This is a genomic window from Halopenitus sp. H-Gu1, from assembly GCF_041821145.1.
GTDB lineage: Archaea > Halobacteriota > Halobacteria > Halobacteriales > Haloferacaceae > Halopenitus.
On record NZ_JBGUBC010000017.1, the window covers coordinates 13,749 to 33,965 of the forward strand.

A 20,217-nucleotide genomic window follows, 5' to 3' on the forward strand; every position below is an offset into this window, starting at 1 on the left:
CTCATACGATGGCTCGGATCGCCGGTCGCTTAAATCCATCCGGTTCGCTCCGAGGGAGCGGCTTCGATCGGCGATGAGGATCGGCTTTACCGACCTCACTCGGCGATGGCGACCGACGTCAGCGCCATCGCTCGACGGTGACGATCGATCCCAGTGGCAGTGAGGGGCCACGGGGAAGGTGTTTTAAGTATCGGTCGGCCGATCACCGGCTGTGCGCGTACGAGACGCCGTCGAGGACGACGCGGAGGCGATCGCCGCGATCTCGGGACGGCCCGTCGACGCCGTTCGGGAGATGATCCACGACCGATCGATCCGCGTGGGCCTCCCGGACCGCTCCGACCAGAATGACCGCTCCGATCCGGACGAGAAGAGTCGCCCCGATCCGATCGGATATGTGGCCTTTGACGCCCGGAGGGATACGGTCCACGTGACGGGATTCGGCGGGAGCGAGGAGGCGATCACGCGACTGTTCGAGGAACCGAAGCGCTTCGCGTCCGGCGAGGGGTTGTCACTCGAGGTGATCGTCGATCAGGACGAAACCCGTCATCGAACCCTACTCGAGGAGGTCGGATTCGAGCGGGCCGGGGCCGGGCCTCGGTTCGAGGGAACGCCGACAGTTCGCTACCGAATACCGGCCAACGACCGAGAGAAGTGACGACGCTCACGAGAACTTGCGGACGGTCATATCGAGCGTATCGAGATCGAGGATGGGGGCGAATCCGGCGTCGGGATCGATGTTGACGGACCGCTGGAAATCGGTCTGTGCCTGCCAGCAGCCGGAGTTGACCGCGAGCACGTTGTGGTATTTTCCCCAGCCGAGTTTGTGAACGTGGCCGGTGTGAAACACCTCGGGGACGTTCTCGATCACGAGGTGATCACGCTTCTCGGGGGCCACCCGCGTGTGACCGCCGAACTGCGGGGCGACGTGACGTTTCTTGAGGAGGTGATACATCGCTCGGTGGGGTTCGTCGTAACTCGCCTTCTCGGCGGGCAACTCGGCAATGACTTCATCGAGCGAGACGCCGTGATACATCAACACGGAGACGTTCTCGACGGAGACGGCGGCCGGGTTCGAGACGATCCGCGAGTCGTGTGCGGACATGATCTCCCGGAGTTCCTCGTCGAAGGCGGGTTGGGGTTCAGCGAGACGAACTGCATCGTGGTTCCCGGGGATCATCACGATCTCGAGATCATCGGGGACCTCCTTGAGGTGTTCCGAGAACTGCTCATACTGTTCGTAGATGTCCACGATGTCGAGTTCGTCGTCCTGATCGGGGTAGACGCCGACGCCCTCGACCATGTCACCGGCGATGAGCAGGTACTCGATCGACTCAGCCTCGGCGGTGTGAAGCCACCCCGAAAACGACTGCCAGGCCTCACGCATGAATTCCTGGGAGCCGACGTGAATGTCCGAGATGAGCGCCGCCTGCACGTGTCGGTCCGCGAAGCTCGGCTGAAACGTCCGGGGTACGTCCGGGAAGTGAATCGAATCCGCAAAGAGGATCCCGGCGTCGTCGGCGAGCGTCCCCTCGATCGCGAGACATTCGTCCAACAGGATCTCGTCGACGAAATCGGCGATCCCCTTGTCCTTCATTATCAATGCCGGAAACGTTCCCGTGGTGTCCTCCAACTCGACGAGCCAGTGGCCGGACTTCGTCGATCGGACGTCGTTGACGAGGCCGATCATCGCCGCATCGCTTCCTCCCTGCATGTCCGCGATCGCGCTGGCCGGCCTGTGATTGACGCGACCGCCCAACAGCGTCGAGAGCCGTTCGTATCTGTCACGAAACGTCCTGACGAAATCCGCGTACTCGCCCGTCCCGGTGCTTCGGCCAGTCATGTCGTTGGCGATTTCGATCGCTCGTTCGGCGGAATTCGTTCGCTCGGTTCGATCGTGATCCGAGTCTCGATCGTGGTCGTGACCCCGATCGTGATCTCGTTTCTGATCGTGATCCCGGGAAGGAGCCGTATCTCGATCGGGAGTGTTACCGATCACTGATTCCTCCTCGGGGGTATCGACGAGTTCGGATTCGGGGTCGGATTCGAGGTTGGATTCGGGTTCGCTCTCCTGATCCGACCCCTTCGTTTCAACTGGAGATCGCGGTTCAGATTCGCCTGATTGATCGGGGATCGTTCGAGTCGAAACGGAGGGGTCCGACGGCGTGACCGATCGAACGTGGTCGACGGTGATCCGAAGCGTCTCGTCGGGGGCGTTCTCGACGACGACCTCAAGCGTGGCGGCGGGATCGCTAGTGTTGGCGATCAGTGTGACAGCCTCGCGTTCGACATTGTACCCCCGATCTGCGAGTTCGGCCACGATCCGTGAGGGCGTCTCGAGTGGCACGTCTTACCGGATGGGAAGCGAGCCCAAAAGAATGCCGAAGGGGCGAAAGCAACCCGACGTCGTCGAACAACCCAGAACCTTGAAACCAGAACATGCCGAACGGAGGGATAATGGGCCCCGGAGGACGTCGATCGGACGAGCCACCTAGCGACGATACGGAGACGGATGACGTCCGATCCGAGGACTCCGCGGGGGAAGCGTCGAACTCGAAGCGATCCGGACGGGAAGACGCCGACTCCGGAACGCTCGACTCCGACTCCGGAACGCTCGACTCCGACTCCGAACGCGAACCCCCCGCCCCTGACGGATTCGAATGGAATCGGAACGGGGATTCGAAGGACGAACGAGTCGATCGCACCCCGACCCGGAACGGAACGGACGACGGTCGAGGACGGAACGGAACGGACGACGATCGAGGACGGAACGGAGGTCCCACTACTCGGGGAGGGGAGGATTCCGAGGATCCGATTCGACGGTTTTTCGCGGCAAATGAGGGACCGGCAATGTGGATCCGGGAAGTCGCAACGAGCGTGTTCATCGTCCTCCTCATTGGGGCACTCCTGTTTGGGGTGAGTGGGGTGTGGCCGCCGATGGTAGCGGTCGAATCCGGCAGCATGGATCCGAACATGGTGAAAGGCGACCTGATCGTAGTCACGGAGCCCGGACGGTTCGCCCCGGAGGCGGCAACCAACGACGTCGGGGTCGTTCCCTACCAGCAGGCCAGAACGGTCGAGTATCGAACGTTCGGTTCCTACGGGTCGGTGGTGGTATTCACCTATCCGGGACGGGTCGGATCACCAATCATTCACCGGGTTCGATTTCACGTGGAGGAAGGCGAAAACTGGGTCGATCGGGCCGACGATCGACATCTCGGGGCCGAGGAGTGTTCGGAGATCGTCTACTGCCCGGCACCACACTCGGGATATATCACGAAAGGTGATAACAACGCACAGTACGACCAGGCCAACGGCGTCTCGCCGCCGGTACAACCCGAGTGGATAACGGGAGTCGCACGCGTCCGGATCCCGTATCTCGGGTGGCTCCGATTGATCGCGACCGGCGAGGCGACTACCGAGGAGTTCATCAAGACGGTAACCTCGGGATCGGGGACGATCGAGATGATCGACGACGGGTCGGGAGGACTTGGACCGACTGACGGGCCGGGAGGGTTCGGACCAACCGATGAGAATGGTCCAACAATACTGGCGATTGGGGGAGCCGCAGCGATCGTGTATGGGCGGAGCCGACGGACGTGAACGATCTCAAGAGATCGCGAGTCATCTCAAGGGATCGACGATTCCGAGGTGTGGACACCCTCGACCGGACTGGATGGACTTCACCGGACTAGATGGATTCGACCGGGTTGAATAGACTCGACCGGGTTGGATAGACTCAACCGGACTGAATGGACTCAATCGGACTGGACGGCCCCGTCCGGACGGCGGAGACGCAGGATTAGTTGTCGAATCGGGCCTGAACGAACGGCTGGGCGTTCTCGATGTCGCCGAGTCGGGAATCGGATAGGAGGACGGCTTCAGTCTCGTCGATCGGCACGGAAAGTCCCATCTCCTTGGTACGGCCGTATCGGCCCTTCGAGACGACGACGGCGTTGACGATCCCCAGCATATCGAGTTCCGAGATGAGATCGGTCACGCGACGCTGGGTGAGCACGTCGGCGTCGATCTCCTCACAAAGGCGTTTGTAGATGTTGAACACTTCGCCCGTGTTGATGTTGTGAACGCCGTTCTTCTCGAGGAGGATGATCGAAAAGAGGACGATCTTGCTTTGGGTGGGAAGCGTTCGGACGACCTCGACGACGCGGTCGAGTTCGATCTTGTCCTGTGCCTGTCGAACGTGTTCTTCGCCGACGATCTCGGCCTGCGACCGTTCGGCCAACTCGCCAGCCGTCCGGAGGAGATCGAGTGCGCGCCGGGCATCGCCGTGTTCCTGGGCGGCGAAGGCCGCACAAAGCGGGATCACGTCGTCGGTAAGCGCGTCGGATTTGAACGCGACGTCCGCGCGGTGCTGGAGGATGTCGCGAAGTTGATTTGCGTCGTAGGGGGGAAAGACGATCTCCTCTTCTCCCAGGCTCGATTTGACGCGGGGATCGAGGAAGTCGGTGAACTTCAGGTCGTTCGAGATCCCCATGATCGAGATCCGGGAATTTTCGAGTTCCGAGTTCATCCGCGAGAGGTTATAAAGCGTGTCGTCGCCGGACTTCTCGACGAGCTTGTCGATCTCATCGAGCATGATGACCACGACGCGCTCGTGGTAGTCCACTGCCTCGAAGAACGTCGAGTAGACACGATCGGTCGGCCATCCGGTCATCGGGACCTCCGTCATGTTCTCTTCGTCGTCCTCGAGTTCGGCGATCCGGTCGTCGATCGCCTCGACATCGTCGAACTCGGTTCCGTCAAACGGATCGGAGCTATCGGCAGTATCAGTGCCGTCAGAGCGGTCGGATTCCTCGGGGACGGATCCCTCATCGACACGCGATCGAAGTTTCTGAAGCTCCTCGATCCGTTCGTGGATAACCGTCTCGTTCTTTTCGATGAACTCGTTCGCGAGCTGCGCGAGCACGCGGTACTGGGTGTCAGTCACCTCACAGTTGATGTACTGGACCTCACAGGGGACCTCGTACTTCTTCGAGGTGGACTCGAGTTCGTTGGAGACGAACTTGGCGGAGGCGGTCTTTCCGGTGCCGGTCTTGCCGTAGATCAGGATGTTGGAGGGGGTCTCACCACGGAGTGCCGAAACGAGTATCGTAGCCATTCGGTTTATTTGATCGGTCCGATGTGGGAGTTCGCGTGGCGTGTAGGAGGGACGAAGGACTTCCTTGTTCTCGAAGATCGGCTCACCCGACAGGAGATCGTCGAAGAGGCCCTGGCTCTGTTCCTCCTCGTCTTCGTCATCGAGAACGACGCCGTCGATATCGACGTCCGGAGAGGAGCGATCTCGACTGGAGGGCGAGTCAACGTCGATCGAAATCGATCGATCGGTTTCGGAGCGACCCGGATTCGTCGAGTCGTCCACGTCCGTGGCGGAGAGCGTACCAATCCCAGAATCGATGTCGGAATCAACGCCAGTACCGGTGTCAGTATCGACTCCAGTACCGGTGTCAGTATCGTCGTCGGTATTCGACTCCGGTCGGTCCGTAGATGGATCCTTTCCTGTCGAGTTATTCGAGTCGCTTATGTCGATCGTCTCCCCCTCTGTTGTATCGTTTTGACCCATGTCAAACCCCTCCATTTCATGTGGAGAACACCCCGAAAGGAGCGGAGATATCGGCGTTGGGCGGCGTGAGCCCAATGTAGACGTGATAACGCTCAAGGCGGGGCGTCCAGATGATGCAATCGAAACAGATGTGTACATACGATAAAAGTATTGCCCTCTCCAATTGAAAGGAGGGTGGGACAACGAGAGATACCTACCGACATCCAAAGGAAGGGACCAAAAGCAGGCAGTTCATCCGCCAAATCGTCGTAGAAGAATCCGATCGGTCGTGGAGGAACCCGATCGTTTCCTTGGATTCCTAGTCAGTCCGTTTCCCAGGCCCCGGTCGGTCCGTTCAGTGAAGTTAATTCCCGTTCAGTGGAGTCGATTCCCGTTCAATGGAGTCAACCCAGGTCATGGGAGATCAGGATCGACTTCAGAGCCGATCCAACCGAACCAAACCAAACCGACCAATCGGTTCACCAATCAACCGGCCAATCGGCCGAGCCATTAACCGACCAATTCGACGAAGGTGATCCCCCCCCCCCACCCCTTCGTTTCGGGTGGAACGGACGAAGGAGGGTCGTGATGTGAAGCGGATCCTGAGAACAGTTTAAATACATAAAATAAGAATATAAAATAAGTAGATTGGTGGTGGTATTATACTTAATTCTGCAATACGGGTCCGTTTCTAGATGTTCTATAATAAAACTACCGTTATTATAATACCCTCGACCACCACTCTCCCCCATTGATTCCGAGTTCCACCCGAAACGAAGGGGTGGGGGGCGGGAGAGGAGGGGAGGAAAGTGAGAGAGGGGAGATCGATCCCGACGGATCATCGATCCTCACCGTGTCTGACGCAGTTCTTAAGTGAGAGCGGCGTGGAAACTGCGGTATACTCCCCGCACGGTCGCAGGGACGGAGGCCAGGATGGGACTGCTCACGAACCTCAAAGACAGTATCTCGCGAGTCTCTGACCGGCTGTTTGCGGATGACGAGCCGAAGCGGATCGGCATCTATGGACCCCCAAACGCCGGGAAAACGACGCTCGCGAACCGTATCGCCCGAGATTGGACCGGCGACGCCGTCGGTCCGGAGAGCCACATACCCCACGAGACGCGACGGGCTCGCCGCAAGGAGAACGTCGAGATCGAACGGAACGGACGTACCGTGACGATCGATATCGTCGACACGCCCGGGGTCACGACCAAGGTCGACTACACGGAGTTTCTCGATCACGACATGGAAAAAGACGACGCCGTCCGCCGCTCCCGTGAGGCCACCGAGGGCGTCGCCGAGGCGATGCACTGGCTTCGAGAGGACGTCGACGGCGTTATCTACGTTCTCGACTCCGCGAACGATCCGTTCACCCAGGTCAACACCATGCTCATCGGGATCATCGAGTCACAGGACCTCCCGGTGCTCATCCTCGCGAACAAGACCGATCTCCCCGACGCGAGCGTCAAGCGAGTTGCAAACGCCTTCCCCCAACACGAGACGATCCCGCTTTCGGCCTTGGAGGGTGACAACATGGACGAAGTGTACGACAAGATCGCGGAGTACTTCGCATAATGCCCGAAGCAACACCCGACGATTCTCCGGACGGACCTCCTGGAGGATCGAACGTCGACGATGCTGACGATGACGATGGCGTGCGGATCGACCTGATAAGCGGCGCCAGGATGGACGGACTCACCGGCATGGAGAAGATACGGCTCATCCTCGATGGCGTCCGCGACGGCAACATCGTCATCCTCGAGGAGGGACTCTCACCCGACGAGGAGTCAAAACTCATCGAGGTCACGATGACGGAGATCAGCCCCGACGACTTCAGCGGGATCGAGATCGAGACGTATCCGAGATCCGATACCGGTGAGAAGACGCTTCTCGATCGCATCATGGGCCGTGAGTCGACTCAGAAGCTCACCGTCATCGGTCCGGCGAACCAACTCAAAACGCTGCATAAAGACGAGACGCTCATCAGCGCACTCGTCTCCCGCCGGTAGATGCCCCACCAGTGTATCGAGTGTGGCCGAACCTTCGCTGACGGCTCGAAGGAGATGCTGTCCGGATGTCCCGACTGCGGCGGCAACAAGTTCCAGTTCAAACCTCGATCCGCGATCGATCCCGAGAATCGGTCCGGTGGCTCCTTCGAATCCGACGATAGAGCGACGTCCGCGGACGCACGATCATCCGACTTCGGTGACGACGACGTCGACGATAGCGAGGTCGATCCCGACGAAGCGTCGGTCGTCGATCAGGACACACCGGTTGCCGAGGATGACGCCCAAGCCGACGCGCGCTCTGCGGTCGTCAGTTCCGATGAACTGTCCGTCGCGAGGGAGTCCGATGCCTTCGGTTCCCCCGACGATCCCGCCTCTGATCGGCCCGAAGAAGCTACAACGACGTCACCCGAGGAAACTCCCTCGGACGAGACCGTCGTCCCCGACTCCGATCGTGATCCCGATCCGGAGCTTGCAGAGCTTCGCGAAAAACTCAACGACCAGTTCGAGAGCATTCGCATCGTCAGTCCCGGCCAGTACGAACTCAACCTGATGGAGCTATACGACAGACAGGAGTACATCATCTCGCTGCAGGAGGACGGTCGCTACGTCATCGAGATGCCCGGGGATTGGGGACCGGACGAGGACTGATTCACTCGGCGGTCATCGAGTCATCGGACTGGTTTACGGAGCGGTCATCGAGCCACGAACGTGCGGAAAACCGCCGGTTCACAGTTCGATCGTGGCTGCCGGCTCGCGGAAATCCGGATCGTATATCTCAAGCGACTGCGTACGCCACTCGATCGGATCCACGTCGACGGCCGAAATTCGTCTTGCCGCCTCCACGTCTCCACCGCGCGCGAGCGTGACGTGCGGGATGTACTCATCTCCTTCCATTCCGGCGACCGGATCGAAGATGCTACAGAGACGTCGATGCACTCGGTGGAGACCGTCGCTTTCCACGCGCAGATACACCACCGGCCCCGGTCCGCGTGTCGGATATCGGAAGTAATCGATCCCGGTGATCCGCAGATCGATCGGTCCGATCCCGGCGAGTACCGGTCGGATCCGCTCGCGAAGCTCGGCGATCGCGCGGTCCCTGCTCGCGGCCGTCCTCTGGCTGCTCCTCCCGCCCGCACCCCCGGTTCGTGATCCCCCCACTCTCACGTCGTCGACACTGATCCGTTTGCAGAGGAGCGTGCGCCGCTCGCGAATCCGATCAAACGCGACGAGACGTGGATGCAGATCGTCAGCGAGTCGGTCGACGGCCGGCGGAAGCGGGACGTTGAGGCTGAACATTCGAAATGGGCCGTCTCAGCTGGGGAATTAGAGGTTGTCCGTCAACCAGAGAACGATCACGACGATGAGGACGATCCCGATGACCATCGGAAGCGCGCGAAACACCGCGAAAGTGATGTTCAAAAGCAGGCTGAGTATCTCGAGGACGAGCCAGACGATCACGAGTCCGAGTACGATCTTCAAGAGGTCTTCGACGTCTATGCTCGCTCGGGTCATACCCGCTTTTGGGTGCCAAGCATCGAAAAGAATTGTGGCTTGGTCGACGGAATCAGTCAGCTAGCCGTTCGGAAGTCACATCATGAGACTCTGATAGAAGCCGAACCATGAGGCCCCAACAGAAGCCAAACCATGAGGAATCGATAGAATCGGAATCACGCACCTCCGATATACGGTGTGCACGCGCATCGGCTTCCATATGAGAAACCGATATACGGTGTGCACACGCATCGGCTTCCATGGGGATACACGCGTCCGTCAGAACTGATCGAGTACGACGCGTCTGTTTCGTCGCGTTCACGGCGTTTCTCGCCGTCTCATTCCTCGCGGTTCTCGTCATTCCAGGCGGCTCCGGAACCGCGACCGCACTCGATCTTGGGGGGGGATCGGTGGCTGCACAGGATATCGATGCTGACCGCGTGACCTTGCGGGCAAAGGTCCTCGAATCCGGGAATGCGGCCTGGCGGATCGAGTATCGAACCCGACTTGATACCGACGACCGTGAGGCGGCCTTCGAAGACCTTCAGGAGGATGTCCGGCAAAACGAGTCGACCTATACCGACCGATTCCGATCGCGGATGCAGTCGTCCGCCGATGCGGGCGCCACGGCGACCGGCCGGTCGATGACGATCCGCGACGTCTCCGTCGAGACGCAGCGTCGTGAACTTCCCGAGGCATACGGCGTCTTGATCTACGAGTTCGAGTGGACCAACTTCGCGGTCGTCTCCGATGACCGGATCACGGCTGGAGATGCGATCGCCGGTCTCTTCTTGGAGGAGGAGCAGCGGCTCACGCTCGCGTGGCCCGAGAGTCACGACCTCCAGAACGTTCGGCCGACGCCCGACGAGACGCGATCGGACTCCGTCACCTGGACCGGACCGACCGACTTCGCGAACGACGAACCGCACATCGAGACTGCTCCGTCGGGCGTTCTCGGAACCGGGATCGGCTGGCTCCCGATCGCTATTGCCCTGGTCGTCGTCCTCGTGTTCTTGGCCATCGTGATGGCGTATCGGCATCGCGGCCGAGATCGACGTTCCCTGGCCGGCGGCGATTCGGGTGAGGTGGCGGAATCGCCGGTGACGGAACCCGAAACGGAGAGGGAGGACGAATTCGAGTCGAAACCGGGAGGTGATACCGGATCGGGTGCGGCGGTCGGATCCGAGGCCGAGGAACTGTTGAGCAACGAAGAACGGGTTCTTCGCTTGCTTCGTGAACATGGCGGGCGGATGAAACAACAGGACGTCGTGCAGACGCTCGGATGGACTGACGCCCGAACGAGCCAGATCGTCTCCGACCTTCGCGATGAGGGGAAACTCGAAAGCTTCCGTCTGGGCCGTGAGAACGTGCTTCGGCTCCCCGAAGCGGACACCGTTGATCTTGCTGAGGGCGATACCGGCGGTGAGGACGCGGATGACGGACGCGATCACGGTGACCGTGCCGGCGACGGGGAAGCCGACGGCTGAGGGACAGTAGTGTAGACGTCGAACTTCTCCCGTGGCTCGTCGTTTTAGCGTCGGATTCGTATCTCTAGCGCCGGGCTCGTCGTTCTAGCATACTCCCGAGAATTCACGAATCGATCTCGTCGTGATATCGTCCGATCACGTCTCGTTTAGCTCGTGAAACTGATCGAGTAGGTCCTCCGCGGATTCACCCGACTCGTAGGTGATCGAGCCCCGGTAGTCGGTCCGCTCGTCGTCGAATCCGGCATCAACCACACCCGTCTTCTGCTCGCGACGTTCGTGTTCGTCTTCGTCATAGGCACCCATTGACATGGTATGCCTTCCATTAGCAATATCCATACAAATATGTAACGGTTATTCACGGGACATCTCCGGGATTTCGATCGCTCGCTCGTCGTCACGTCGCTTGTAACTGCGGTCGTCGCATCGAACGACCCGGTAGGCGCGTAGCCCTCAGTAGGCGCGTAGCCCTCCCGTTTTGGGGACGTATTTCCTCGGGGAGACCGGCGATCGTCATCCACATCGGAACCCATTACCGTTCTCATAGCCTACATAATCCGTGGCACGACCGCTCCGCTTTCGACGCGCTCCCGGCCGGTGGAGCGACGAATCCGTTCGCGACCGAATCGAACGCCCCCTCGACGAGAATCTCGGCGCACGCGGACGATCCCCGTGGTTCGCCCCGCCGTCGGGGTTCGACGCGCGCCGTTTCGAGATGGACGACGGCTCGATGGCGCTGTTCTGCTGGACGGACGACGATCCGGACCCGCCAAACGGTGCCGATTCGGGACCGGTTGGATACTGGATCGGCAATACCGAGACGCCGAGTTCCCTCTGGAAGACCGATAAGTTCGGTTTCGAGGAGGTCGCCTATTCCGTTCAGCGATGGGCCGAACGCGAACTACTCGCCGAATTGTCGATGGAGGAACCATGGATCGAGGCGTACCCACACCTCGCGTGGTTTTTCCTCCCAGTCTTCTGCTCGAAGGATGGCGCCGAGACGACCCGGCGGTTCTTTCGCGATCACGCCGCCGGGTTCCCCGACGCCGACCGCGAGGAGGTCCTGCCGTTTCTGGAGAGCGCGCTTCAACGGGGCACTCTCGATCCCTACCGCGAGGTGATGGCCGGCAAACTCGGCACCTCGCCTCACCTTGATCACGTCCGGATGAGCGCGGCGATCGCTGAGTACGTCGCCGCGGATATACTCGTCCGTGCCGGCTACGCGGTCACGCCGGAGATTGAGGTCACGACCGGCCACTCACTCGACTATCGTGCGTCCGCTCCCGACGATCCGGCGTCGTTTCTCGTCGAGGTAACCCGCCCCCAGCCCGTCTCGGGCAGATCTGCCGGCGATCCGGTCTCAGCAGTTCGGGACACCGCCCAGACGAAAACCGACGGCCAACTGGAGTCACACGGCGGCGGGGTCACCCTGTTCGTTGACTGCTCGTCGTTTCCCGACGACGACTGGCAGGCAGTCCTCGGCGAACGACCCGACGTTCGTCACCGCCCCGCCGTCGTCTACCGGGCCAGGCCCTCGGGGCACGTCGAGGGGTATCGGATCGGTTCGGTCCCGCTCGATCTCGATGAGACGATCGACCTCCGCGAGTAGGATCGGTCACCGTCGATTGCGACTTCGTTTTTCTCGATCTACTGGTGGTTTGATCAATACTGGTTCGGATCGTCCAACCCTTCAAACGGAGATCAGTATCCCTCCGGTCCTCAAAAAGGAGATATGTGAACTATCCCGACCTATCGCGCTCGGGCCTACTCGGCCCTCGCTTGTTGAGGTCGGGGCTTCCTGTTTCTGCGTCGGAGCTTGTACCCGAGGTGGGCACAGTGGTTCCAGACTCCGCAGGCGATTCCCCTTTACAGGCGGTTCGGAGTGTCCCACTCCTACCGATTGGACACTCGACCACAACCGACGTTGCACGCTTCTTGTCGCGTTTGAACAACGCCGAAGGCGTGGCGAGCATCGTACTACCGCATTCAACCGCCGGGGTAGTAAGGACACCGATTCACACGAAAATAAACGATGGCGGCGCTGTATCCCCACCCTACTCGCTTGTGCTTCCGACACCCGTCGGAAGCCCGGCGCTCGTTGAGGGTGGGGGCTTAGCGCCTGCATACAGCTAAAAGGAGATCGGCGTCGGACCGGTTCCCCCGATCGTGGCCGGATCGCGGTCGGAGTAGAACCGCCGTCCAACGCCGTAGTGACAGACTCCGGTTTGAATCGTCTCGTAGACTTCCTCGGGTCGATCGAACGTCTCCTCCCCGAACCGTGAAAGCACCTCCTCGAGTCGTTCGGACCCGCCCGCCAGATCGATCCGGACGTCGCCGTGCGCCGCGATTATCTCCTCGGTCGTCGCCGGATATTGGTGTTGTTCGAGCCGTTCTTTAATCTCGTTCAGTTCCATCAATAGCATATCCCTTCTCTACATTCTTAATCATTTTCCATGTATGTTCTTAGCCGATAGACATTATTTAATGATGATTAATGACATACGTCGGTTGGTGACATCCGACTCGGGGCGATGGCTTTCTGTACGGTCGTCCCTTCGATTCGGTATGCCCACTGGACCTGCACAGTCCGGTACCGATCGGCCCGCCGTTCCCCGCGAGAACCGGTCGATCGTCGCCGATCTCCACGTTCATACGACCGCATCGGACGGGACGCTCACCCTCTCGGAGATCCCTTCCGCAGCCGAGCGTGCGGGTCTCGAATGGGTCGCAGTCACGGATCACGATCGGATCCATCCCCGACTTCCCGAACCGGTCGTTGAACGGGAGGGAATCTCGATCGTTCGCGGCATCGAGCTTCGTGTTGACGCCGGTGACGAGCGGTTCGATCTGCTCGGCTACGGCGTCAAAGAGACCGACGCACTCGTCCGTGAGACCGAGCTCCTCCAGCGGGACCGCCGCGAGAGGGGGCGACGGATCATCGATCGCGTCCAGTCGCGACTCGACGTCCGACTCGATATCGAACCTCGTCCCGGGATCGGCCGTCCACATATCGCGCAGGCGATCGCGGATTCGCCGGCACCCTACGACTACGCGGACGCCTTCGCGGATCTGATCGGCGCCGATGGTCCCTGTTACGTTCCACGTCAGGTGACCTCTCTCGATCGAGGGATCGACCTGCTCTCTGAGTCGTGTGCGGTCGTCGCGCTCGCCCATCCGTTCCGGTATGGTGACGTCGACGCCGCGCTCGAACTCGCTCGAGAGTTGGATGCGGTGGAGCGGTGGTATCCCTATGGCTTCGACGTCGATCCCTCCCGGATCGATCGGCTTCTCGAACGTGGTGGACTCGACCTCCTCGCGACCGGCGGTACGGACGCCCACGATCGAACCCTCGGCGTCGCCGGTCTCACGCAGTCCGCGTTCGAACCGGTTCGACGCGCCATACTCGATCACGCCTCCGTCACCTGATCGCTTCTTGATCCAAGGTCCGACCGCTCCGCTCGCTTCTCGATCCCACGTTCAATTACTCCGCTCGCTCCCTCCCCGCCGCATACCCGGTCCACAAACCCGCGATCGGGCCGGAAAATTCCGTGGACAAGGCTAGGCTTAACCTTTCTCGGCCCCAACAATCAGGTATGTACTGCCACTACTGCGATCGGGAGGCTGCATACGAGGCCGAATCCGACGGCGTCACCGTCGGCCTCTGTCAGGTGCACTTCCGCGAGCGCGTGCAGGAACTGGCTGACTCCGACGAGCTCGAAACCCTCAAAGAGCACGTCGACGTCGAGGGTCCCGAGTAGTTCCCGAATCGGGCGACCGGGATGTCGAGTGAATCGTTCCGGCGCGAGCGAGGCGCTCCGTGCTCTTGGGTATACTCTCCGCTTCAGTTGTGATACGTGAATCTCGCCGTCCTGTGGTGTTCGGTTATCCGATTCGCCTGCTTCTAGCATCGGATGGTGATTTCACGTCCTCCGACCCTGATGGGACGATGTCTCGTGAGCTACCGTCCCGAAACTGCGGAGTTGGAGACCGGGCGAGTTCGCTATACCGTCGTCTCGTCGGTCGCCTCTCCTCCGGTATCGCTGTTACCCATCATCATCTGGATGAGGTCGTGTTCCGTTAGCGAGTCGATATCCCGCGTGCCCATATAGCGGCCCGACGCGAGGACGGCAGCGCGGTCGGCGACTTCGAACACCTCGTCGATGTTGTGGTCGATGAGGATGATCGTCAACCCCTCGTTCTGGAGCTGTTTCACGAGGTCCAGAATCCGATCCACGGCCTCGACTGACAAGGCGCTCGTGGGCTCGTCAAGTATGAGCACGTCGGGGTCAGATCCGAGAGCCCGTCCGACCGCTACTGCCTGTTGTTGCCCCCCTGAAAGGACGCCGGCCTCCTGACTGGGACTTACCCTGCCCAGGTCAAGCCGTTCGAGGATTTCTTCCGTCCGTTTCTCCATTGCCGGGTCGTCGACGAAACCCAGGCGTCGCCGTATTGCCCCGGATTGAATCACTTCTTTCCCCATGAAGATGTTGTCGGTGACCGTCCGACTCGGAGCGATCGCGAGGTCTTGGTAGACGGTTTCGATGCCGACTTCCTGTGCGTCAATGTGGTTCTGGAAGTCGACAGCCTCACCGTTGACGTAGATCTCGCCGCTCGTTGGCTGGAGAACCCCCGACAGAATTTTCATGAGCGTCGACTTGCCGGCACCGTTGTCTCCCATCACGGCCAACACCTCGTTTTTTCGGACCGAGAAGGAGACGTCGTCAAGGGCAAGGATCGGCCCGAACGTCTTCGACACGTCCTCGAATCGGATGTGGGTGTTTTCCGAACTCATATCCATCCACTCTCCTCGTCGGACTTCCGGAGCGCAACGGCGAGGATAATGACGATTCCTCGCACGAACTGTTGGTGTTCCGTTCCGAATCCGTTCAACACGAGACCGTTGTCGATCGTACTCATCAGCAGGGCTCCGATGATAGTCCCCGGTATCCAACCCCTGCCGCCGAAGAGGGACGTTCCTCCGATAATAACGGCCGCGATGACGGAGAGTTCGATACCTGCACCCATCGTAGGCCGAGCGGCGCTCAATCGACCGACGAGCAACAGACCGGCCATGCCGGCCATGAGTCCGGATATCGTCAACGTAAGTAGCTTCACGCGCTTCGTCGAAATCCCCGTGAATCGAGCTGCCTGTTCTTGATCCCCCGTGGCGTAGGCGTGCCTCCCGAACTGGGTCCGAGAGAGTACCACGTGGGCTACCACGCAGAGTGCGGTGGTCCAGACGACGAGTTTCGGAACCGGACCGACATTCCCACTGAAGATTGTAAAGAACGTGGCGTTGTCGATGGGAACGGGCTTTGTGTCCGTTACCATCAGTGCCAGCCCACGTCCCGCACCGAGCGTTCCTAGTGTCACCAAAAACGAAGGAATCCCGATTCGAGTGGTCACCCAGCCGTTGACGAGTCCGAAAATGCCGCCGACGGAGAGGCCGGTAAGCGCGCCGGCGAACCATCCGTAGCCAGAACTGATCACGAGCGCTGCCAGCATCGCACTCAGAGCCATCACGGCGCCCACGGAGACGTCGATCTCCGCACTAATGATCACGTAGGTCATCCCCAGGCTGAGAATCGTGACGATGGCAGTCTGTCTGAGTATATTGGTGAGGTTATCCGGCGTCAGGAAGTACTGCGACGAGTACGTGAACACCGCCATGATGACAAGCAGTGCGAGGACGACGACGTGGTCTTCACGCGTCACTCGTTCGGGCACCAGGCGTCCGATTCCGTTCTGAACGACCGCGGTGAACGAACCACTATCGTTGCTCACTCGCGATCACCTCCAATTTGTATTCGATCCGTGTCGTGAATTTGTCCATAATATCTGCTTTTCGTAGATTTGGTAGTTGAGTACGCTACGCGCCGGTTACGTTCCAGTATGGTTGTGTCAGCCATTGAGACGACAGCGGTGCCCCGCGATCTGAAAAAGGGAACGCAGGTCGGATGTAATCGCGAGGATGTCCGAGTGACCCTATCATCGTCCCCCTCGTCGAATCGCTTCTACAACGAAGCTCTTCGTTTTCATTAGTTAAACTGATTTTCCAGCTTCTCGGGGGGACTCTCTTTGAAAACCGCCTCGTAGGCGCTGAGAAGGTTCTTCCGAGTCACTGCCAGCGCCGGGACGCCAATGTATGGCGGCGTCTCGTTCCCGAGTACCGCCTGTGCGATGGCGTTCGCTTCGCTCACCCCTTGGTCGTACGGTCGCTGGGAACCGATGCCCTTGATGTACCCGCCCTCCGCCATATTCTGCGCGGAGCGCTCGCCAAGGTCACAGGTCGTGATGTGGAATTCCTGGGGATCTTTCCCTTGTTCTTTAGCGGCGGCAACGCACTGCATTCCCGGCGGGTCGTCCCACGGCGCCCAGAGCCCCTTGGCCTGCGGATTGGCTGTCATCAGGTTCGCCGCCTTGTTCTGGACCTTGTTCGCGTCGTTGAAGTCGACCTGCTCGACGATGTTGATTCCGTCGTACTGTTCGATGGTCTCACGGAATCCGCTCTCACGCTCGTCGACGGACTTCACGGCCTGTCCGAAACCGATCATGATGATGTCACCCTCGCCGACGAACTCCGCCATGACGTGTCCGCCGATAACCCCGAGCGCCCGGTTGTCTGCCGCGACCATACTGGCGAAGTCGTCCGGATGATTCAGCCCGGAGGGGATATCATCCATGAACACCAGATCTTTCCCGGCATCGGCGGCCGTTTTGAACGCCCCTGACGTCGTGTTCGCGTCGAGCGGTCGCGAGGTGATCGCGTCAACGGAACCCTTCCCAGCCAGGGTTTCCACGATGTTCGCCTGTTTCTCGGCGTCGAACTCCGACCCGTAGACACCTTCCAGAGAGAATCCGATGTCCTCGAAGCGCTCGGTCAGCCCCTTCCGCTGAAGGCGTACCCACGCCGTCTTCAGGTAATGGAAGACGATCGCAGTCTGCGCGTCCATTTCTTCTATCTCTTGGAGTTGGGCGTCCGAGAGTTCTACCGTCTCCGGGCTGCTCGGCTCGAAGCCCTTGGAACCGATGCCGATGAGTTCATCGGGTTCAAGCGATTTCGGATCGATATTATCGACGATCTCTTGATTTTCGGCAGAGTACGGGCTGTTGCTTCCACTATCGCTCCCGCTACCGCCGTCCCCGCTACTGTCTCCGCCATTACCGCTTCCACTGTCTCCGCCATTACCGCTTCCACTGTCTCCGCCACCGTTGCCGTTACCCGAACAACCGGCCACCCCGATACTCAGACCTGCGGCACTCGCATATCGAAGGAAATCTCTTCGCGATTCCAAACCATGTGGGAGTCTGTCACCCATGGCAAACCGTATCCCATTAGCCATTAATAAGTCTATGCATTCAACTGGGTATGGAGATGAGGGCTTAAATTATGATATTCATAAGTTAGTTGACGAACTGACTGAGGATTATGATCTTATACGAGGGTATTGGTTTGATTCTCACAAACCTGGAGAAAAGGATCAAAAACATGGTTTTTAGACTCTTCTTCAAACAAATGGGTTCCGCGTTGAATCTGTTGTATTGAGCAACGGAACGCTCCATCCACACACCAGCACCTATTTTCGGACCGGTTGAACATATCTGCCTGTATGTCCTCCACTACCCCCTTCATCGATTCGGTTTCTGGAGAGCTGGATGGAACTCAAATTCTCTCGGAAGCGATCCCGCTGGGTAAACTCATTGGCCTGTTCGTTACTCTCAGCCTCGTGCCCTTTGGTCTCGTGTTTCTTGCACTTGGCAGCTCACCTATTGGTGAGGTACTGGTCATATTGGGCCAGTTCATCCTTTCCGTCGGGACTGGTATCGTGCTCATGTACGTCGTCGCTCGTGGAACGCAGTTGTCCGGTGAGTGAGTATCCGACACGGACCGGTTCGGCTATACTGATGGTTTGTGCTTGGTGGACAGCCGCCGAACGACGAGACTCGTATACGTACTCCTCGTGCTGGGAGCTGTTTCCCTAGCAGGCGTCCTCACAGACCGAGGATGTCTCAACAAAAGCAGTTCATCGCGAGACGTCCGGGCTTCTACCCTTTTGTTTCCGGGTGTATCGTTCCACCACGAACTAGAGAACAAATCACAGTAGTTTTTGAGAGGGATGGCTCTGTTCCATACAGAGATGCCCTCTGAGAAAGTCTGTCCAGATTGTGAGGAACCATTAGAGCAGATGAAGCTGCAAGGGACCGATGCCCTTGGAGAGCTGTCCATTGTCTCAGAGTCATCAGAAGACGGATTCCTTAGCAGCATACGGGTAGACGAAATCCTCACGCCGGTCCCATACGTGTGTCCCGAATGCCGACGAACTCTCTTGTACGCCGAAGAGTAATCGATAGGTGAGGCCGAATACGACGACGGGACACCTGTCGGCACAGGAGTTGAGGTACTCATCTACAGCGATGATGAGAGCGTCAACGGCTCTGCCTCGATTCGTGCCGACTACAAGCTCACCCTCTCTGGAGACGGGCACCTTGATGGGACGTTCGTTGCTCAAGCTCAGACAACGATCGCTCTCGAACAGACAGAATAACCGTTTGGCTGGCAGAGAGATATGATGCAGGTCACTACTTCATCACATATGGTCTCTAAACCACGGTGCCTGCACAGCCGGTACTGACACACGTTGGGCTGATCCGGACGCCTCATGCAAGACACAGAGGATGACTTCAGCATGGCAACTTTGTCTCATTCACGTCTGACGGCTGGGGATGTTGGATTTCACGGGAAATCACCTCTTTCACCGGACTCGAGGAACGAGGTTAGCCTGGTGCACGGAAGGCTTTCAGACGGAAGCGCTGGATGACCGGTTCAACGATGTCAGGAGGGCCTACCCAAGTGATAGTGACTTCAGTCAGACGGTAAGAGGGACCAACGGGTTCCTGTTGTGTGGAGAGGGTTGCCTTCCAGCCGTCACCGGTGACGAGATGGTCGTTCTGTCGAGTGCCGCCGAGGTTCGTAAGGTAGTTGATTGCTTGTTCTCGGGTCATTCCCCGAAACTTCCGAGTTTCACGGAGAATACCTTCCTCAAGAGTACGTTCAGTGGGCGATATAGCTGCAAGTCCCTGTTTCAGCCTCGGCGGACCCGTATCGGGATCAGTCGAATCACTCACACTACAATATCGGTATGCGGATATGTAAGTATTGACGGCAGCTATTATATTCTGAAGTCCGGTCAGTTCCGCTACGTTACAGAAGAGCGTTTATGAGGGGGGATCACCGGCATCAGCTACGATCGTCCAGTGACGTCCCTTGTTCCGGACGAAGCCCTCGTCTTCGAGCTGAGACAGAACCGTACCAACGGTTCTGTGCCTGATTCCGAGTCTGGCAGCGATTTCTGTCCGCGTGAACGCCCTGTCGTCGTGCTCGGCGAGGAATGTACTGATTCGGTCGGCAGGAGTCCCGTCTTCGAGGTTGAGACGTTCGTCCGGTTTCTCCTTGAAGCGCTCAATGCTGATCGGCATACCTGTAACTTTGTGAACCAACCACAATAACCTCGCCAATATTGCCAACAACTGATAATGATCCGACTTGTGATCCCCCGCTCTGAGATCTGCCAAACCGGCTCTCCCGTTGGCCGAAAGTCGACGGCTGACACGCTGAGTGTCACCGGTAACGGAGGTCTACCAGCCGGTAACGGTTTACTTTCCCCGGTCGAGACGG

At 59.2% G+C, this 20,217-nt stretch carries 23 protein-coding genes; 11 read left to right on the forward strand and 12 right to left on the reverse strand.

All coding sequences use genetic code 11. From position 1 onward, the window contains the following. Positions 1–211 precede the first annotated feature (211 nt). A complete protein-coding gene (locus ACERIT_RS12075; RefSeq protein ID WP_373675113.1) occupies positions 212–655 on the forward strand; it encodes a hypothetical protein in 444 nt (147 codons plus the stop codon). Between the two features lie 6 nt (positions 656–661). On the opposite strand, the gene ACERIT_RS12080 is transcribed toward ACERIT_RS12075, so the two are convergent. Beyond that, a complete protein-coding gene (locus ACERIT_RS12080; protein ID WP_373675114.1) occupies positions 662–2,344 on the reverse strand; it encodes a DNA-directed DNA polymerase II small subunit in 1,683 nt (560 codons plus the stop codon). A 110-nt stretch (positions 2,345–2,454) separates the two neighbouring features. On the opposite strand from ACERIT_RS12080, the gene ACERIT_RS12085 reads away from it, so the two are divergent. Then, positions 2,455–3,600 (forward strand): S26 family signal peptidase, encoded by a 1,146-nt coding sequence (locus ACERIT_RS12085; RefSeq protein WP_373675115.1) that lies wholly within the window; start codon positions 2,455–2,457, stop codon positions 3,598–3,600. 199 nt (positions 3,601–3,799) lie between these two features. On the opposite strand, the gene ACERIT_RS12090 is transcribed toward ACERIT_RS12085, so the two are convergent. Beyond that, a complete protein-coding gene (locus ACERIT_RS12090) occupies positions 3,800–5,578 on the reverse strand; it encodes a Cdc6/Cdc18 family protein (RefSeq protein WP_373675116.1) in 1,779 nt (592 codons plus the stop codon). 912 nt (positions 5,579–6,490) lie between these two features. Here ACERIT_RS12090 and ACERIT_RS12095 point away from each other — a divergent pair. The 3 genes from ACERIT_RS12095 to ACERIT_RS12105 are packed head-to-tail and all read left to right on the forward strand — an operon-like array spanning position 6,491 to position 8,214. Continuing rightward, entirely contained in the window at positions 6,491–7,132 is a 642-nt protein-coding gene (locus ACERIT_RS12095; RefSeq protein WP_373675117.1) for a GTP-binding protein, read from the forward strand. Continuing rightward, positions 7,132–7,566, forward strand: coding sequence for a DUF2073 domain-containing protein (locus ACERIT_RS12100; RefSeq protein WP_373675118.1), 435 nt, complete (start codon positions 7,132–7,134; stop codon positions 7,564–7,566). The genes ACERIT_RS12095 and ACERIT_RS12100 overlap by 1 nt, the downstream gene beginning before the upstream one ends. Further along, the gene (locus tag ACERIT_RS12105) at positions 7,567–8,214 is read left to right on the forward strand and encodes a Zn-ribbon domain-containing protein (protein ID WP_373675119.1); all 648 of its coding nucleotides are present in this window, start codon (positions 7,567–7,569) and stop codon (positions 8,212–8,214) included. A gap of 78 nt (positions 8,215–8,292) precedes the next feature. Here the strand turns inward: ACERIT_RS12105 and ACERIT_RS12110 are convergent, their stop codons facing one another. Next, positions 8,293–8,862, reverse strand: a complete 570-nt coding sequence (locus ACERIT_RS12110) for a 2'-5' RNA ligase family protein (protein ID WP_373675120.1) — start codon at positions 8,860–8,862, stop codon at positions 8,293–8,295. A gap of 27 nt (positions 8,863–8,889) precedes the next feature. Then, on the reverse strand, positions 8,890–9,078 hold the full coding sequence (locus ACERIT_RS12115) for a hypothetical protein (RefSeq protein ID WP_373675121.1): 189 nt from the start codon (positions 9,076–9,078) through the stop codon (positions 8,890–8,892). Between the two features lie 239 nt (positions 9,079–9,317). Here ACERIT_RS12115 and ACERIT_RS12120 point away from each other — a divergent pair, with 239 nt between their 5' ends. Then, positions 9,318–10,544, forward strand: a complete 1,227-nt coding sequence (locus ACERIT_RS12120; RefSeq protein ID WP_373675122.1) for a helix-turn-helix transcriptional regulator — start codon at positions 9,318–9,320, stop codon at positions 10,542–10,544. A 135-nt stretch (positions 10,545–10,679) separates the two neighbouring features. Here ACERIT_RS12120 and ACERIT_RS12125 read toward each other — a convergent pair whose 3' ends face one another. Further along, on the reverse strand, positions 10,680–10,853 hold the full coding sequence (locus ACERIT_RS12125) for a DUF5786 family protein (RefSeq protein ID WP_373675123.1): 174 nt from the start codon (positions 10,851–10,853) through the stop codon (positions 10,680–10,682). Positions 10,854–11,100: 247 nt separating this feature from the next. On the opposite strand from ACERIT_RS12125, the gene ACERIT_RS12130 reads away from it, so the two are divergent. Next, a complete protein-coding gene (locus ACERIT_RS12130) occupies positions 11,101–12,150 on the forward strand; it encodes a DUF5784 family protein (RefSeq protein ID WP_373675124.1) in 1,050 nt (349 codons plus the stop codon). A gap of 520 nt (positions 12,151–12,670) precedes the next feature. Here the strand turns inward: ACERIT_RS12130 and ACERIT_RS12135 are convergent. Next, positions 12,671–12,955 carry a DUF2795 domain-containing protein gene (locus tag ACERIT_RS12135; protein ID WP_373675125.1) on the reverse strand — a complete coding sequence of 95 codons (285 nt, stop codon included), beginning with the start codon at positions 12,953–12,955 and terminating at the stop codon, positions 12,671–12,673. Positions 12,956–13,106: 151 nt separating this feature from the next. Here ACERIT_RS12135 and ACERIT_RS12140 point away from each other — a divergent pair, with 151 nt between their 5' ends. After that, the gene (locus ACERIT_RS12140; protein WP_373675126.1) at positions 13,107–13,967 is read left to right on the forward strand and encodes a PHP domain-containing protein; all 861 of its coding nucleotides are present in this window, start codon (positions 13,107–13,109) and stop codon (positions 13,965–13,967) included. 167 nt (positions 13,968–14,134) lie between these two features. Then, positions 14,135–14,299, forward strand: coding sequence for a DUF6757 family protein (locus ACERIT_RS12145; protein ID WP_373675127.1), 165 nt, complete (start codon positions 14,135–14,137; stop codon positions 14,297–14,299). A gap of 242 nt (positions 14,300–14,541) precedes the next feature. Here ACERIT_RS12145 and ACERIT_RS12150 read toward each other — a convergent pair whose 3' ends face one another. The 3 genes from ACERIT_RS12150 to ACERIT_RS12160 form a co-directional block, all read right to left on the reverse strand. Further along, positions 14,542–15,333 (reverse strand): ATP-binding cassette domain-containing protein, encoded by a 792-nt coding sequence (locus tag ACERIT_RS12150; RefSeq protein ID WP_373675128.1) that lies wholly within the window; start codon positions 15,331–15,333, stop codon positions 14,542–14,544. Next, positions 15,330–16,325, reverse strand: a complete 996-nt coding sequence (locus tag ACERIT_RS12155) for an ABC transporter permease (RefSeq protein ID WP_373675129.1) — start codon at positions 16,323–16,325, stop codon at positions 15,330–15,332. Before ACERIT_RS12155 ends, ACERIT_RS12150 begins: the two co-directional genes overlap by 4 nt. Before the next feature lie 254 nt (positions 16,326–16,579). Beyond that, the gene (locus tag ACERIT_RS12160; protein ID WP_373675130.1) at positions 16,580–17,860 is read right to left on the reverse strand and encodes a substrate-binding domain-containing protein; all 1,281 of its coding nucleotides are present in this window, start codon (positions 17,858–17,860) and stop codon (positions 16,580–16,582) included. Here ACERIT_RS12160 and ACERIT_RS12165 point away from each other — a divergent pair. Next, positions 17,859–18,041, forward strand: coding sequence for a hypothetical protein (locus ACERIT_RS12165; RefSeq protein ID WP_373675131.1), 183 nt, complete (start codon positions 17,859–17,861; stop codon positions 18,039–18,041). The genes ACERIT_RS12160 and ACERIT_RS12165 overlap by 2 nt on opposite strands. A gap of 110 nt (positions 18,042–18,151) precedes the next feature. Next, entirely contained in the window at positions 18,152–18,415 is a 264-nt protein-coding gene (locus ACERIT_RS12170; protein ID WP_373675132.1) for a hypothetical protein, read from the forward strand. Between the two features lie 366 nt (positions 18,416–18,781). On the opposite strand, the gene ACERIT_RS12175 is transcribed toward ACERIT_RS12170, so the two are convergent. From ACERIT_RS12175 to ACERIT_RS12185, 3 genes are all read right to left on the reverse strand, one after another. After that, positions 18,782–19,051 carry a hypothetical protein gene (locus ACERIT_RS12175; protein WP_373675133.1) on the reverse strand — a complete coding sequence of 90 codons (270 nt, stop codon included), beginning with the start codon at positions 19,049–19,051 and terminating at the stop codon, positions 18,782–18,784. A 265-nt stretch (positions 19,052–19,316) separates the two neighbouring features. Further along, positions 19,317–19,544 (reverse strand): hypothetical protein, encoded by a 228-nt coding sequence (locus ACERIT_RS12180; RefSeq protein WP_373675134.1) that lies wholly within the window; start codon positions 19,542–19,544, stop codon positions 19,317–19,319. Positions 19,545–19,757: 213 nt separating this feature from the next. Beyond that, complete coding sequence (locus tag ACERIT_RS12185) at positions 19,758–20,114, reverse strand: helix-turn-helix domain-containing protein (RefSeq protein WP_373675135.1); 357 nt, start codon at positions 20,112–20,114, stop codon at positions 19,758–19,760. Positions 20,115–20,217 lie beyond the last annotated feature (103 nt).